Origin of the sequence: Psychrobacter sp. AOP30-A2-5, assembly GCF_052378115.1 — a bacterium.
GTDB lineage: Bacteria > Pseudomonadota > Gammaproteobacteria > Pseudomonadales > Moraxellaceae > Psychrobacter.
The window spans coordinates 66,846-81,300 of sequence record NZ_JBQSXK010000014.1 but is presented as its reverse complement, the minus strand read 5'-3'; the positions used below and the strand labels follow the sequence as shown (position 1 = coordinate 81,300).

General features: G+C 44.0%; 13 protein-coding genes. 6 read left to right on the top strand and 7 right to left on the bottom strand.

Annotation, left to right across the window (positions count from 1 at the left end):
• Nucleotides 1-176: 176 nt before the first annotated feature.
• The gene (locus tag ACT3S4_RS10710) at nucleotides 177-743 is read right to left on the bottom strand and encodes a DNA glycosylase (RefSeq protein ID WP_346014820.1); all 567 of its coding nucleotides are present in this window, start codon (nucleotides 741-743) and stop codon (nucleotides 177-179) included.
• Between the two features lie 403 nt (nucleotides 744-1,146).
• On the opposite strand from ACT3S4_RS10710, the gene upp reads away from it, so the two are divergent.
• Together upp and ACT3S4_RS10700 are read left to right on the top strand one after the other, a co-directional pair.
• On the top strand, nucleotides 1,147-1,794 hold the full coding sequence (gene upp / locus ACT3S4_RS10705; RefSeq protein WP_045445969.1) for a uracil phosphoribosyltransferase: 648 nt from the start codon (nucleotides 1,147-1,149) through the stop codon (nucleotides 1,792-1,794).
• Between the two features lie 80 nt (nucleotides 1,795-1,874).
• Nucleotides 1,875-2,627 (top strand): SDR family NAD(P)-dependent oxidoreductase, encoded by a 753-nt coding sequence (locus ACT3S4_RS10700; RefSeq protein WP_238049959.1) that lies wholly within the window; start codon nucleotides 1,875-1,877, stop codon nucleotides 2,625-2,627.
• Between the two features lie 24 nt (nucleotides 2,628-2,651).
• On the opposite strand, the gene ACT3S4_RS10695 is transcribed toward ACT3S4_RS10700, so the two are convergent.
• The gene (locus ACT3S4_RS10695; protein WP_238049960.1) at nucleotides 2,652-3,308 is read right to left on the bottom strand and encodes a hypothetical protein; all 657 of its coding nucleotides are present in this window, start codon (nucleotides 3,306-3,308) and stop codon (nucleotides 2,652-2,654) included.
• Nucleotides 3,309-3,526: 218 nt separating this feature from the next.
• Here ACT3S4_RS10695 and ACT3S4_RS10690 point away from each other — a divergent pair, with 218 nt between their 5' ends.
• The gene (locus ACT3S4_RS10690; RefSeq protein WP_238049961.1) at nucleotides 3,527-4,483 is read left to right on the top strand and encodes an alpha/beta fold hydrolase; all 957 of its coding nucleotides are present in this window, start codon (nucleotides 3,527-3,529) and stop codon (nucleotides 4,481-4,483) included.
• Nucleotides 4,484-4,550: 67 nt separating this feature from the next.
• Here the strand turns inward: ACT3S4_RS10690 and ACT3S4_RS10685 are convergent, their stop codons facing one another.
• From ACT3S4_RS10685 to tyrS, 3 genes are read right to left on the bottom strand one after another with little or no spacing between them, the layout of a single operon-like run.
• The gene (locus tag ACT3S4_RS10685; protein WP_238049962.1) at nucleotides 4,551-4,787 is read right to left on the bottom strand and encodes a DUF1653 domain-containing protein; all 237 of its coding nucleotides are present in this window, start codon (nucleotides 4,785-4,787) and stop codon (nucleotides 4,551-4,553) included.
• 33 nt (nucleotides 4,788-4,820) lie between these two features.
• Nucleotides 4,821-5,399, bottom strand: a complete 579-nt coding sequence (locus ACT3S4_RS10680; RefSeq protein WP_238049963.1) for a GNAT family N-acetyltransferase — start codon at nucleotides 5,397-5,399, stop codon at nucleotides 4,821-4,823.
• A gap of 60 nt (nucleotides 5,400-5,459) precedes the next feature.
• Nucleotides 5,460-6,671, bottom strand: a complete 1,212-nt coding sequence (tyrS, locus tag ACT3S4_RS10675) for a tyrosine--tRNA ligase (RefSeq protein ID WP_238049964.1) — start codon at nucleotides 6,669-6,671, stop codon at nucleotides 5,460-5,462.
• A 119-nt stretch (nucleotides 6,672-6,790) separates the two neighbouring features.
• On the opposite strand from tyrS, the gene ACT3S4_RS10670 reads away from it, so the two are divergent.
• From ACT3S4_RS10670 to ACT3S4_RS10660, 3 genes are all read left to right on the top strand, one after another.
• Nucleotides 6,791-8,131, top strand: coding sequence for an anhydro-N-acetylmuramic acid kinase (locus ACT3S4_RS10670; RefSeq protein ID WP_201560914.1), 1,341 nt, complete (start codon nucleotides 6,791-6,793; stop codon nucleotides 8,129-8,131).
• A 96-nt stretch (nucleotides 8,132-8,227) separates the two neighbouring features.
• Complete coding sequence (gene fabF / locus ACT3S4_RS10665) at nucleotides 8,228-9,607, top strand: beta-ketoacyl-ACP synthase II (RefSeq protein WP_201560913.1); 1,380 nt, start codon at nucleotides 8,228-8,230, stop codon at nucleotides 9,605-9,607.
• A 115-nt stretch (nucleotides 9,608-9,722) separates the two neighbouring features.
• Nucleotides 9,723-10,553, top strand: coding sequence for a hypothetical protein (locus ACT3S4_RS10660; protein WP_444761028.1), 831 nt, complete (start codon nucleotides 9,723-9,725; stop codon nucleotides 10,551-10,553).
• Nucleotides 10,554-10,677: 124 nt separating this feature from the next.
• Here ACT3S4_RS10660 and ACT3S4_RS10655 read toward each other — a convergent pair whose 3' ends face one another.
• Both ACT3S4_RS10655 and ACT3S4_RS10650 read right to left on the bottom strand, forming a co-directional pair.
• Nucleotides 10,678-12,495 carry an aminopeptidase P family protein gene (locus ACT3S4_RS10655; RefSeq protein ID WP_444761027.1) on the bottom strand — a complete coding sequence of 606 codons (1,818 nt, stop codon included), beginning with the start codon at nucleotides 12,493-12,495 and terminating at the stop codon, nucleotides 10,678-10,680.
• A 396-nt stretch (nucleotides 12,496-12,891) separates the two neighbouring features.
• A complete protein-coding gene (locus ACT3S4_RS10650; RefSeq protein ID WP_109592090.1) occupies nucleotides 12,892-14,454 on the bottom strand; it encodes a peptide MFS transporter in 1,563 nt (520 codons plus the stop codon).
• Between the last annotated feature and the right edge of the window lies 1 nt (nucleotide 14,455).

The following is a 14,455-nucleotide window of genomic DNA, read 5'->3' as shown; positions in this document are numbered from 1 at the left end:
GATGGCAGTGTATGGGTTCTTGAGGCTGGGTCAAGGTGGTTTATTTACTATTTTGAAGATTATCTAAATTTGTCGTCAATACCTTCTATTTATCAGGCGGTTAGGGTTAAAGATAGTTTTACCCTTACCAACAACAGCCCTTGATCTTAGTTAGCGCTTCTTATATAGAAGCGCTTTTACAGCTTGCCTATCTTTTTGAAGAAGTCTTTATAAGCAGCAATTTTCTTATCTATCGCTAAAGGATATGCACGTGAAGTCGAAGGTAACCTATATAAGGTTAAATCATTAACATCCGCTTTTTGACTTTGGTTACTTTGCCATTGGTAAGGATAGTCCATACTTTGATTGGTCTTAGGATACTTAGACTTGGCAGGTGGCTCGGCTAATAAACCAAGCAGCACTTCTGTTGCCTTACCGCCCGTGGTAAACAAGGTTTCAACCTTTGGCACTTTTGGCAATATACTATCTAGGTCAACGGGTGTGACAACCGTTAAGTTTTTATCTGAAGCATTACCAGTCTTGCGAATCGCTTGCTTGACGGTCGGACAGGAGGCGATACCGCGCTCAAACATAAAGGCGCGAATACGCTCAGGATCGAAGCGTTTTTCTTTACCTACCCGAAAGTAATCCACATCGTCAAAAAATACACTGCCATAAATACGCCACATGTCATTGTAAAAGTTTGGATAGTGAAATGGCATTGCCCATTTATCAGCGGTCGGTGGAAAAGTGCCCATCATCATTACCGTAGCATTAGATGGTAAAACGGGAGCGAACGGATGCGTTTCTACCTCTGTTGCTTGGGCTTCAGATAATATTAAGCTGTTATCGGTTTTATGCGTATTATTATGGGTGTGATATGGTTGTGTAGTCATAAGATTCTTCATCAGAAAAGCGGTTTTTTTGCTATCATAGCAAGCCTAAACACTGCTTCATTTATTAGGGCGCGATTATAGTCAAACATAGTCGGCTTAAATAAGATCAATCCTGCTATAAATATATTTAGCTTACTTTATTATCAAAGTAGCAAGCTTACTATTTGTGAGACAGATATAAGGTTGAAGTGCAGTAAGTGTTTGTATCTTTTATACTAATGGCAACCGCAGTAACTGCGCAAGCATCAGACCAAAAACCAAGAGAAACCTTATGAGCGACTTAAAAATCACCGTCATTGATCACCCGCTAGTCCGTCATAAACTCAGCCTTATGCGCGAAAAAGACTGTAGCACTTATAAGTTTCGCACGTTAACCAAAGAGCTTGCACGCTTGATGGCGTATGAAGCAAGCCGTGATTTTGAAATTGAAACCTTCCCAATGCAAGGCTGGTGTGGTGAAATCACAGGTGAGCAAATCATCGGTAAGACGGCGACGATTGTACCGATTTTACGTGCGGGTATTGGTATGCTTGACGGGGTGCTCGATTTGATTCCTACAGCAAAAATCTCTGTCGTCGGCTTGCAACGTGATGAAGAAACCTTACAACCTGTGCCGTTCTTTGAAAAATTTGTCAGCCATATGGACAAACGCCCAGCCCTTATCATTGACCCAATGTTAGCCACTGGTGGCTCAATGGTTGCGACCATCGAAATGCTAAAGAAAAATGGCTGTACCAATATTAAAGCATTGGTATTGGTTGCGGCCCCTGAAGGCGTACGTGTGGTCAATGAAGCGCATCCTGATGTGACCATTTATACCGCCGCATTAGATAGCCATTTAGATGAACATGGCTATATCATCCCAGGTTTAGGCGATGCGGGCGATAAAATCTTTGGTAAGCAATTATTCAACAAGTAAGAAAAAACAAATGAATCAAAACTAGCCGTCGTCGTAACACCCATGACACATGTGCAAAACATCAATGATAAGGATATAAGATGAACGTATTGATTACAGGAGCAAGCGCAGGTTTTGGTAAAGCGCTGGCCGAGCGTTTGGTTGCAAATGGTCATCGCGTGATTGGTTGTGCCAGACGTTTAGAAAAACTCAATACTCTAGCAGATACTTGGGGCGAAACATTTTTACCTGTGGTCATGGATGTGAGTGACACGGCTACTATCCCGCAAATCATTGCTGATTTGCCTGATAAATTTAAGCAAATCGATGTCTTAGTAAATAACGCTGGATTGGCACTCGGTACAGAGCCTGCGCAAAATGCCAGTCTTGATGATTGGATGCGTATGACCGATACCAATATTAAAGGTCTAATGGCGCTGACCCATGCAGTGTTGCCAGCGATGGTGGCGCGCGATAGCGGTTATATTATCAACGTTGGTTCAATTGCGGGCAGTTGGCCTTACTTCGGCGGTAACGTCTATGGCGCGACCAAAGCCTTTGTCAAACAGTTTAGCTTAAATCTGCGCGCGGATCTCATCGGTACGCAAGTGCGAGTGACCAACCTTGAACCGGGTAATGTCGCGGGTACTGAGTTTTCAAACGTGCGTTACCACGGCGATGACGATAAAGCTGCCAAGGTTTACGACGGCTTTAAAACCATGACCGGCGATGATATTGGCAATATTTTATTATGGCTGATTGAATCGCCTGCTCATATTAACGTCAATCGTTTAGAAGTGATGCCAGTTGCGCAAACTTATAACGGGCTGACGATTGCTAAGCAAGATTCTTAAAATTTTAGCTGACCGTTTGGCTCACTAACGTAATTCATAAGAGCGAAGCAATATAGATTCCTTTATATTGCTTCTTTTTTTGCTACTAACATTCTCTTCATTGACCAAGCGCAATTCTTGAAAGTCTAAAATCAATACCTCATTGCGCAAGCGCTCGCTAGTACGTTTATTATGGCGTATCGGAAAACCCAATACGTGTTTACCTTTCACCACTATCTGATTGATAATGGTAATTGGATTATTCATCCTAACTTTCCTACTCAGCTTTTGCGCATTAATCACGGCAGTGGCGGGATTAACAGTTGTGGTTAAAGTCTTTGTCTGGCGCACGCTTTTTGGCAAATCTCCTGCAAAAAATAAGATTTGCTCTAGTGGTAAATACTGCGCGTGACGCATCAATTCCTGACGAAACAGCGAAGGCATATCAATGTTGAAACTGTCTTCTGTTTGCTGAGAAAACGCCGTAAAATTACGCTGTAAATAACGCCCAAATACGCTGCTATTAATCCAGTCTTGATAAGTATCATTAGCTAGTAATTGCCTAGTGAAAGTATTGGCATCTGGCGTGATATCTGCTGTCAGCATTGCCATCAATAGCGCCTGCGGATTGAGCAAGGTTTGCTGCTGCCAGATTTGCGGATATAGGCTGCTATCAAGCAATGGTAACGTCAGCTTGCCCATAGACTGATATCCTTATATTTTACTTGCTGACGTTTGATTCGATTGGTCAAAGTCTATGATAAGTCACTACTTTTACCGCTTAACTGCTTTTATGCTATGGTTAATTATCTACTTTAATATAGCAGTCTTTTAGAAATGAGATAAAGACTTTTGCTACGATACATTTTGGCTAAATCGACTTTGTAAAACCGCTTAATGAAAACAAGGTACATTGCCTTATGAAGAAAAAATTGATTAACTTGCCTACTAACTACCAGCTGAAAACGATTAATATCACTTTAACTGACGGTACGCTGCTACCAGTGTCAGTCATAGGCAGCGGCAAGCCTGTAATATTACTGCATGCTTATGGTATGGACGCGCGTGAGTTTTTGCCATTTATTTTTCCTTTGCTTGGCAAATATGCATTTTACCTGCCGCATCTACGAGGATTTGGTGCCGCAAAAGATATTAAGCTGACACAGTTTGATTTTGTGCGTCAGTATGCCGATGATATCAGCATTGTGATTGAGCAAGTTTGCTTGACACGCAATATAGAATCGTTGCCAGTTGCCGCTATTTCGATGGGTGCACAAGTAATGTGGGCGTATTTTGAGCGTTATGGCAGCGCGAAAGTTAGCCGTTATTTGAATATTGACCAAAGTCCTGCTATCCATAATCAGCCTGATTGGCAAGGTGGCTTGTTTGGTGCGCGGCAGCAAGAAGTATTCGATATCTTTCACGAAGTAATTGAGAAAACTTTACCTTATGCTGAAATGAAAAGCTTTACCCACCTACCGTTTGCTCTAAAACGCCGTGCAACGGATGTCGAACGACTGTTCTCTCTATTATCTGTTAATCGAACGCGCTCGAAAGCGTTTATACAAGTGATGACTTATAAAAATGACCCCAAACTTGCGCTTTATGATCATAGTATTTGGCATCATAAAATGCGCTGCTTACAAGCCTATTTGACATTACCCTATGACTTTCGCGGTGCGATAGAGCGGGTCACTATTCCAGTGGTCAACCTCATCGGTGGTCGCTCCAAACTTTACGATGCTAAGTGGCAGCAACAAGTTACCCAAATGCTACCCAATGCTCGCGAAGTTGTTTTGCCGCGCTCAGGTCATGCGATACCAATGGATGAGCCAATTGGGTTTTATAAAGTATTAAAAGGATTTTTGCAGGATTAGTTGTTCATTTATATAAAAAAAGCGACTCCAAAAGTCGCTTTTTTATTTGAGTAATAAATTTTAAGCATTAATCCGCTAATGCTTTGATCAGCTCAAATCGCGGCACGTGCTTACCCTCAACTTCAACCGTTTCAGAAAACATAGATAACGGTCGCACCCATACGCCATACTCACCGTATAGGCAACGATAAACGACTAATTCTTCTTGGGTTTCCGAATGCTGAGCAGTGTGCAACACTTGATACAGGCTGCCTTTATAATGGCGGTAAATACCTTGAGGGACACTTTGAAGTTGTTGAGTCATAATTTTATTACTTGTATCAATTATTATAAAAGCTTAGTGAGCCTCATTAAGTTTTTTCGTCAGCGCTAATTTTACTCGTAGCCACTCAGATTTTATTAAGCTATACATCACTGTATCTGAAATAACGCCATCGCGGCAGACTCGGTTGCCTCGAATCACCCCATCTTTTTTAGCACCTAAACGCTCAATGGCTCGTTGTGAGCGATGATTGCCAATATCCGTGCGCCAGCCTACGGTTTGATAGTCTAAAGTCTCAAATATATGGGTTAGCAGCATGAGCTTACAAGTCGTATTAACATGCGTGCGCCAATACGATTTGGCATACCATGTATAGCCAATCTCTAAGCGTTTTGCAAAGGGTAAAATATCGTGGAAACTCGTTGTACCAATCGCTTTACCATTTGATTCATCAATAACGACAAATGCTTGTCTATCGGGCATTGAATCTGCGGTATTAATATAGTCAATAACCTTGTCTGGCTCAGGTACTGACGTCTCATTTATTTTCCATAGTTCACCATCTTGGCAAGCTTCGACTAAGTCAGTTGCATGACTTAGCGTCAACGGCTTAAGGGTAATGCCATTACTTGATAACGTAGGAAGGGCTAACATCTACTTCTCCTTAAGCCATAATGAACTTAGAAACTTTGGCTACCTAACTCAATTCTTTAACTACCCTACCGTCACTTTCGCATAAGCCTTTTTACCCGCTTGGATAACGACAGTTTGCCCAGCAGTTAGGCTAAAGCCTGCATCGACCACTTCGCCATCTACTTTTACCGCGCCACGCTTAATCATATCTTTAGCTGATGAGCTATTTTTAGCCAATCCAGCTTGGTTGAGTACTTGAGTAATAAATAGCGCCTCAGCACCTTCCAAATCTAACGTCACTTCTGGCAAATCAACAGGCAGTTCACCATCAGCAAGCACGTTACCTGCTGACTTGTGCGCAATGGCAGCAGCATCGGCATCGTGAAAACGCTCGATTAATTCTTCAGCAAGGATACGTTTGATTTCCTGTGGATTGCGACCATTTTCCATCTCTTTCATTAACGCTTCGACTTCTTCCATCGGCTTAAAGCTTAAAAACTCGAAGTAGCGACGGATTAAAGTATCTGGCATGGACAGTAGTTTTTGGTACATGGTGCCCGGTGCATCATAAATACCGACATAGTTATTCAGGGATTTAGACATTTTATTAACACCGTCTAGCCCTTCTAAGATTGGCACGGTGATACACACTTGTGGCTCTTGACCGTAGCGACCTTGCAGGGTGCGTCCCATTAGGATGTTAAAAGTTTGGTCAGTACCACCAAGCTCGACGTCCGCTTTTAGCGCGATAGAGTCATAACCTTGCACCAATGGGTAGAGAAACTCATGGATAGCAATTGGCGTTTGCGCGGCATAGCGTTTAGAGAAATCATCACGCTCAAGCATACGTGAGACGGTCAATTGGCTAGAAAGCTGAATCATGTCACCCGCCGACATATCCTTGAACCATTCGGAGTTAAAGACAATCTTGGTTTTTTCTTTATCCAAAATTTTAAAAACTTGTTCCGCATAAGTCTGTGCGTTGACTTTGATTTGCTCATCGGTCAATGGCGGACGGGTGCTGTTCTTACCAGACGGGTCACCAATCTTGGCAGTATAATCACCGATTAAGAAATAAATCTCATGACCCAAGTCTTGAAAATGTTTGAGTTTATTAATAAGCACGGTATGACCTAAATGCAGGTCAGGTGCAGTAGGATCAAAGCCTGCTTTGATACGTAGCGGACGATTGAGTTTCAGCTTTTTAACCAAATCTTCTTCAGATAAGATTTCTTGGGTGCCGCGTTGGATCAAGGCAAGCTGTTCTTCTAGGGTGTAGGTTTGCGTGGTCATGATGCTCTCTTTATTGTCTTTATTAAAAGGGTAACGCGTTTGGGCTATTTAGAATCTCATAGCCAGTAAAAGATGTTAGAATTTGAGAGATATACTAGCGTTTTTTAAGGTAAATTGCCATGACCAAGCCCGTATCGATTGACGATATTCAGAATACTCCTGACACAGATTTAAGTTTAGAGATGAGCTTAGATAGCCGTCTAGATAATATTGACGATTTAAACTATGCCACCTTGACCGATGCACTCGAGCAAACCGTGTTTGAAAACTTCGATGATGGCTTATATATCGGCATGATGTCTGGCACCAGCTTAGACGGGATGGATGCGGTTCTTTGTCAGTTTAGTAGTGATAGTAGTGCTGAAAAAGATACACAGCAACCGATGCGACTGTTAGCAACTCATAGCCAAGAGTTTCCGCCGCGTTTGCGTGAAGTATTATTGGCTTTATGTCAGCCTAATGGTGTTCAAGAATTAATACCTGCAGAGGGTGAACCAAACAGCGAATTAGACTGGTTCGGTTGGGCAAGTAAAGAATACGCTGAATTTGCCAGCGAGGTGGTCAATAATTTATTGCAGCAATCGAATACTGATGTAGAGTCAGTGTTGGCGATCGGCTGTCACGGTCAAACGGTACGCCATCGTCCGCAACTGGGCTTTAGCTTGCAATTGGTCGATGCCAACATCATTGCTGAGCGTACTGGCATTAGCGTCGTCAGCGATTTTCGCCGCCGTGATATGGCAGTTGGCGGTCAAGGAGCGCCTTTGGTTCCAGCTTTTCATCAAGCGTTATTTGCCACGCCTGATAGCACGCGCGTGTTATTAAATTTAGGCGGTATTGCCAATATCACAGTCTTGCCAGCAAACGATAGCCCTGTGATTGGTTATGATACGGGTCCTGCCAATTTATTGTTGGATGCGTGGACGGCATTGCATACTGATAAAGATTATGATGCTGGCGGCACTTGGGCGCAGTCTGGACAAGTGGTTGAGCCGCTACTTAATCAGCTAATAGAACATCCATTTTTTGCGCGAACGTATCCAAAAAGCACTGGGCGTGAAGATTTTAACTTAGCATGGCTACAGGATGAGCTGCAAAAGTTCGATCAGGCATCTGCCCATATTCGCTATTCGTCAGCGGATGTGCAGGCGACGCTTACTGAACTGACAGCGATGAGTGCCAGTATGCAAATTAACATGTTTATTAATGCTCATGAAAATAGCTCGGTTTACGTCTGTGGTGGCGGTGCATTAAACGATTATTTGATGACTCGCTTGCAAGCGCATCTGCCCCATTGCACGGTAGAGACCACCGCAAGCTTAGGACTGAATCCAGCGTGGGTCGAAGCCGTCGCCTTTGCATGGCTCGCACGGCAAACACTAATAGGTGAAACGGGTAATTTGCCAGCCGTGACTGGTGCGAGTAAAGGCGTGGTTTTGGGTCAGGTTTGTTTCGCCTGACTGGTCAAATTTTAGTTTACACACGTGCACTTATGTGTTTTATAATGAATTCTGAAATACCCTCCTCTTAGGACTTGTAAGTATAGGATATATCGCATGAGCCAACACAGCAGTTCACTTACTGATCAAGCTACCAATGATGCTAGCGCAACAGCGGAGCATCAACCGCGTCAGAAACTACCGCACTATGAGCGTAGCGATGACTTGCGCGTCGTAATTACGGGTATGGGTGCGTTGACACCTTTGGGACTCGACGTCGATAGCTCATGGACTAAACTGCTCAATGGTGATAGCGGCATCGCGCCAATTACACATTTTGATGCTACTGGCTATCGCGCTCAAATTGCTGGCGTGGTCAAGGATTTCGATGCCAAGCAATATATGAATGCCAAAGACGCGCGACGCTATGATGAATTTATTCATTATGGTATTGCCGCCTCTAGTATGGCATTACAGAACGCTGGTTTTATCGATGAAGTAAGTGCTGCTGACGCACCTGTGCAAAATGTCGATCAAGAGCGATTCGGCATTATTTTAGGCTCAGGTATTGGTGGTATCCAAACCATTGAAAACAGTCGCGATACGCTACGAGAAAAAGGTGCTATGAAAGTTTCGCCCTTTATCATTCCTGGCTCTATTGTGAATATGGCAGCAGGCTTAGTCGCGATTAAACATACCTTAAAAGGTCCCAACCTTGCGACATCGACGGCTTGTACCACCGCTACCCATGCAATGGGTCTCGCTGCACGTTTGATTGCTTATGGTGACGCCGATGTCATGCTAGCAGGCGGTAGTGAAAAAGGCTCAAGCCCACTTGGCATATCAGGTTTTGGTGCCATGCATGCCCTCTCAACTCGCAATGACGAACCAACCAAAGCCTCGCGTCCCTTTGACAAAGACCGTGATGGTTTTGTGCTCGGTGATGGCGCGGGTATGGTGGTACTAGAAAGCCTCGCTCATGCCAAAGCACGCGGTGCAACCATACTCGCTGAACTGGTCGGCTTTGGGATGAGTGATGATGCCAGTCACATCACAGCACCGCCTGAAGATGGCAGCGGTGCGGCGCGAGCGATGCGTAATGCCCTAAATGATGCAGGCATTGAGCCATCGAGTGTTGGTTATGTCAACGCTCATGGCACCAGCACCCCTGCGGGTGATGTCGCTGAATCGATTGCTATTGAAACCGTTTTTGCCCCAGTCAAAGACCGCATTTTGGTCAGCTCAACCAAATCGATGACGGGTCATTTGCTTGGTGCCGCGGGTGCTGTTGAAGCCATATTCACCGTCCTTGCCCTACAGCATCAGCATGTGCCACCCACCATTAATTTGGACAATGTGGAAGACAACTGTAACCTCGACTATGTCGCCAACCAATCGCGCAAAGTTGAAAACCTACAGTATGCCGTATCCAATAGCTTCGGCTTTGGTGGTACCAATGGCTCGTTAGTATTTGCGCGCTGGCCCGTGAATCACTAAGGTATAAAACTCACCATATCGGTCGTTGTAACCTTGGTGTCAGATTTGCTACGTTTGTCCACTTGCAGCCCCTTATCGTATTTGCGTATGATAAGGGGTAATTTTTGGAACATTTATGGACGATACCATGTCAAGCTACTCATTTTCTCATCAGTTTTACCAGCGCTGGACGTGTGCGCCTGAACCTATTCGCGCAGCAATTACCCAAGAGCTAAAAGACATCACCACCTTACTGCAAAACGATACCCCATTTGAAAGCTTTGTCTTTAATACTCATGATTTGGATACCCACATCGATGAGCTCTACGAAAACCATGAAGCGGAGCAAGCCATCGCTAAAGCCATTACTGACAAAAAGGCCGAAGAGCAAGCGACCGCAGAAAAACAGCAGCGAGAAGAACAACAAAAAGTAAAAGCGGCAGAGGATGCCAGATTAAAAGAAAGTGCTAGATTAAAAGAAGCAGCAGATACCGCGCAAAAAGAACAACAGAAAACTGAGCAAATAGCCGCTGAGAAGAATAATCTTGCTGATAAAACGACCGCTATGAACACCAATGATGCGAGTGATTCAGAATCGCTCAGTATTGATAACACGGTTGAGAAAAACCAAAATGTTGAAAAATCGGCTGCGACGCAATCTAGCTCTGAGAACAAAACCATCAGTGAACATGCTAATGTCGCTAATGACAAGCATATCAATGACGACCACAGTATAAAAGCGGTCAACGACAAAGCCAGCGCCGCCATCAAACTGGCACTGAAAGATGCAAAACTGAGTACCACGCATCAAGAGATGATCCGTGAGCTGGAAATGCAAATTGATGACTATCTCAGTGAGCAAATGATGCTGATGTCTGAGAATTTAAAATCTTGGTTACGTGCTGAAGTGACTCAAAATCTAAGCGAAGATGAAGCAGTAACTGACAAAGAGTCTAAAAAAAGCTAAACGCTGCGTCCTACGCATCACCCTTTAGCAATAAATCCTTAGTAACAAATTCCTAGTACTAAAAAACCCCCGTAAACTTTACGGGGGTTTTTTCATTTTAGATTCGTCGATATGAGCGTTTACTTTAGATAGCCTTAGTACGCTCAGTCAGCCATTCAAGTGCCGCACCTTCAACGCGGTCTTTTAGCTCTGCATAGACTTGGCTATGATAATTATTCAACCAATCAATTTCAATTTGAGTCAATAATGATGACTCAATTAAACGGGTGTCAATTGGGCAGTAGGTAACGGTCTCAAAATTAAGAAAATCGCCAAATTCCGTCTCTACTGGTTGGGCAACACGTTTATTAACCATCAGGTTCTCAATACGGATACCGTATTTGCCTTCACGATATAGACCTGGCTCATTACTTGAGATCATGCCCTCTTTCATCGCACGCTCTTTCGGCATGCTGGCACTATAAGCAATCACTTGTGGACCTTCATGGACGTTCAAGAAATAACCAACGCCATGGCCAGTACCGTGACCATAATCCATCTGTGCCTGCCATAATGGTGCACGGCATATCGCATCGATGAGTGGTGAAGCGATACCATCAGGGAAATGCGCTTTGGCCAAGGCAATATGGGCTTTGAGTACGGTGGTAAAGTCACGTTTGTGTTCGCTGCTTACCTGTCCAATACCGACCACACGGGTGATGTCTGTGGTGCCGTTTTGATACTGAGCGCCTGAATCAATCAGTAACAATCCGCCTTCACCTTCATTGACATCAAGGTAGCTGAATTTTTCTGGCGTAGCGCGATAATGTGGCAGCGCACCATTTTCATTAAAGCCTGCGATAGTCGGGAAACTTGGCGATACATAATGTGGCTGCTGACTGCGCACTTCGATGAGCATACTATCAACGTCCAGCTCGCTTAAACGCTCACCGTTTGCTAAACGCTGCTCAAATGAGGCAAAAAACTCACTTAATGCCGCGCCATCTTGACGCATGGCTTCACGCACATGGTCGATATCAGCGTCAGATTTAACCGATTTTAATAAAGTACTTGGCGCCATTTGCTCAATAAAACCTATGCCATCGCCCATTTTAGATAACGTACCCACTGCCACTTTACTTGGGTCTAATAGCAATAAGTCATCAGCAGTCAATGTGCCCAACGCATCTTGCACAGCATCATAATCAGCAAGGGTGATACCGCTGTCTTTTAAGATTTGTGCTATCTCGCTACTGACTTTATTATTATCGATAAACAATGTCGCGTCATTTTCGCTAATGAGCATATGTGCCAAAAACACAGGGTTATAATCAACATCGGCGCCGCGTAAATTGGTCAACCAAGCAATATCGTCTAAGCTTGAAAGCAAGTGATGGGTTGCGCCTGCCTCAGCCATACCTGCGCGTACAGCGGCAAGTTTTGAGGTAGCAGACTGCGCGACAAACTGCGCATCGTGTTGATATAGACTGGCGGTTGGTAGCGCTGGACGATCGCTCCATATTTCTGTCAATACGTCACGCTCAGTGATTAAGGTAATGTCATTGGCATCAAAGGCATTCAACAATCTATCTTGCTCAGAGATAGACAATACATTGCCGTCGACTGCCACGCTATCACCCTCAGCCAAGTGCTCGGCGAGCCAATCAATATGGTTTGGCTGACCCGGTGCAAGCTTCTCTAAGCTAATACCGGTACCTTCTAATTGGTCAGCGGCATGTACCCAATAGCGGCTGTCCGTCCATAATCCAGCAAAATCAGCGGTAACAACGAGCGTCCCGACTGAGCCTGTGAATCCTGATAACCATAAGCGCGCTTGCCAATATTCTGGCAGATACTCAGATAAATGCGGATCAGCAGACGGTACGATAATCGCGGTCAGATCTTGTGCTATCAACGCCTGACGTAGGCTGTCGATACGATCGTGGATGCTTTGTTTATTCATAAAAGGTGTCCTTATTGATTTTAAAAAATAAGATTTGGAAAAATCATATTGTGAGGCGACTATGGATAGTCGTCTTATTTGAGCGAGTAAACTGTTTTAGGCGTTTGCTATTTATCATTCATTGAATGCTCAGCATCTAAACCTACATAAGCAGCTCAATGTCTTAAAAATTAAAATATTGTCAATGACCAGATAAATGAGGCTAGCTATTTTTAGGAGCATTACAGCAGAGCATTATTAGATGTTTGGGCGGAAAGCGTACTTTCAATAGCGTGGGGGCAATAACTTACTAAGTGTCACCATAAAACGTGCTACCGATCATGGTAACACGTCTCGCCATCTAACATTTTTGCTGGTATTGCTATTGATCCTAAATCCGTTAACCGTGTGTCTGAATTAGCTCAGCTTATCTGCACGCTCGCTTTTTTGCAGCATATTATTGATCGGTTTGGCTAATGCCAATAAGACAACGGCTGTGACCACCAAAAAGATCGTCATCATCGTAAATAAGCCCGGCAACCCTTCGATCTTATCCGCTGATACTTGACCACCAAAGAACGCAGCAACCAAATTACCTAAAGCAAGAGAAGCAAAGAAAAGCCCCATCATCTGACCTTGCATGCCTTTTGGCGCAAGCTTAGTCATTGCAGACAGACCAACAGGACTGAGCGCCAACTCACCAAGGGTCAGCAATAATAAACTACCCACTAACCATAAAGGTGAAGCCAATCCACCATCGCTAGTCAAAATGCTTTTTGAGGCAAATATCATCAAGGCAAAGCCTGCAGCGGCAAACAACATACCAAGCGCAAACTTTACCATACTATTTGGCTCAAGGCCTCGATTGGCAAGCTTGACCCAGACAATGCTAATGATCGGCGCTAATATTAAAATAAACAAAGGATTAAGCGATTGAAACCAAATACTAGGCACTTCAAAGCCTAAAACATTCAGGTCTGTATAGCGATCGGCGAACAGGTTAAAAGACGTTGGCTGCTGCTCAAAGCTTGACCAAAATAGCGTCGAGCCGATGATTAAGATAAAACAAATTAACAAACGCAGCTTGTCAGTTTTATCCAATCGCGGTGAAATAAACATGACAGCAAAGTATAATATGACGACTGCGGCAATGAGGTAAGTCATATACTGAGCAACCATTTCAGGGTTAAATGGCATAATACCAGTCGACACTAAGACAGTAATGGCAGCAAGTAGCGCGAGAAACCCGCCAACCCAGCGACCTACATTTTTGAAACGTCCAGTCGTTTGTTCCCATTCAGGCGTAATGTTTTTGGCACGAGCATAACGATTTAAGGTTTTTTTAGCTGAAAAACGATAAATCAATAGTGAAGCTAACATGCCAAGACCACCGACACCAAAGCCTACATGCCACATACCTTTTTCTTTAAATACGCCAACGATAAGGGCAGCCAGTAGCGCACCAATATTGATACCCATATAAAATAGAGTAAAGCCGCTATCACGGCGTGCATCGCCTTTGGGATACAACGTTCCGACCATCACGGAGATACAGGTTTTAAATAAGCCTGAACCGAGAACGATACACATCAAACCCACAAAAAACAGCGTCATCCCAAACATAGCCGATAGTGCGATACACAAATGACCAAGGGCGATAATAATACTACCCCACCAGAGTGCACGCTCTTGACCGAGCCAATTATCAGCCAACCAGCCACCCGGTACTGCCGCTAAATATAACGAACCAGCAAAAATACCATAGATAGCAGAAGCTGTAACTTCATCGAAACCAAAACCGCCACTACCGACGGTCGCTACCATAAATAATACTAATAGTGGACGGATACTATAATAAGAGAATCGCTCCCACATTTCTGTGAAAAACAATGGACGTAGCGGCTTAGGGTGCCCCATAAATCCATTATCTAGTGCTGCCAATTCAGCAGCACTAACCTCTGACTTTGATTCTGTACTCATA

Excerpts from the sequence above, each read along its gene's own strand:
- fabF (WP_201560913.1), top strand. The coding sequence starts at position 8,228 with ATGAGCCAACACAGCAGTTCACTTACTGATCAAGCTACCAATGATGCT.
- ACT3S4_RS10660 (WP_444761028.1), top strand. The coding sequence starts at position 9,723 with ATGGACGATACCATGTCAAGCTACTCATTTTCTCATCAGTTTTACCAG.
- ACT3S4_RS10650 (WP_109592090.1), bottom strand. The coding sequence starts at position 14,454 with ATGAGTACAGAATCAAAGTCAGAGGTTAGTGCTGCTGAATTGGCAGCA.
- ACT3S4_RS10700 (WP_238049959.1), top strand. The coding sequence starts at position 1,875 with ATGAACGTATTGATTACAGGAGCAAGCGCAGGTTTTGGTAAAGCGCTG.
- tyrS (WP_238049964.1), bottom strand. The coding sequence starts at position 6,671 with ATGACCACGCAAACCTACACCCTAGAAGAACAGCTTGCCTTGATCCAA.
- upp (WP_045445969.1), top strand. The coding sequence starts at position 1,147 with ATGAGCGACTTAAAAATCACCGTCATTGATCACCCGCTAGTCCGTCAT.
- ACT3S4_RS10655 (WP_444761027.1), bottom strand. The coding sequence starts at position 12,495 with ATGAATAAACAAAGCATCCACGATCGTATCGACAGCCTACGTCAGGCG.
- ACT3S4_RS10695 (WP_238049960.1), bottom strand. The coding sequence starts at position 3,308 with ATGGGCAAGCTGACGTTACCATTGCTTGATAGCAGCCTATATCCGCAA.
- ACT3S4_RS10670 (WP_201560914.1), top strand. The coding sequence starts at position 6,791 with ATGACCAAGCCCGTATCGATTGACGATATTCAGAATACTCCTGACACA.
- ACT3S4_RS10680 (WP_238049963.1), bottom strand. The coding sequence starts at position 5,399 with ATGTTAGCCCTTCCTACGTTATCAAGTAATGGCATTACCCTTAAGCCG.
- ACT3S4_RS10690 (WP_238049961.1), top strand. The coding sequence starts at position 3,527 with ATGAAGAAAAAATTGATTAACTTGCCTACTAACTACCAGCTGAAAACG.
- ACT3S4_RS10710 (WP_346014820.1), bottom strand. The coding sequence starts at position 743 with ATGATGATGGGCACTTTTCCACCGACCGCTGATAAATGGGCAATGCCA.
- ACT3S4_RS10685 (WP_238049962.1), bottom strand. The coding sequence starts at position 4,787 with ATGACTCAACAACTTCAAAGTGTCCCTCAAGGTATTTACCGCCATTAT.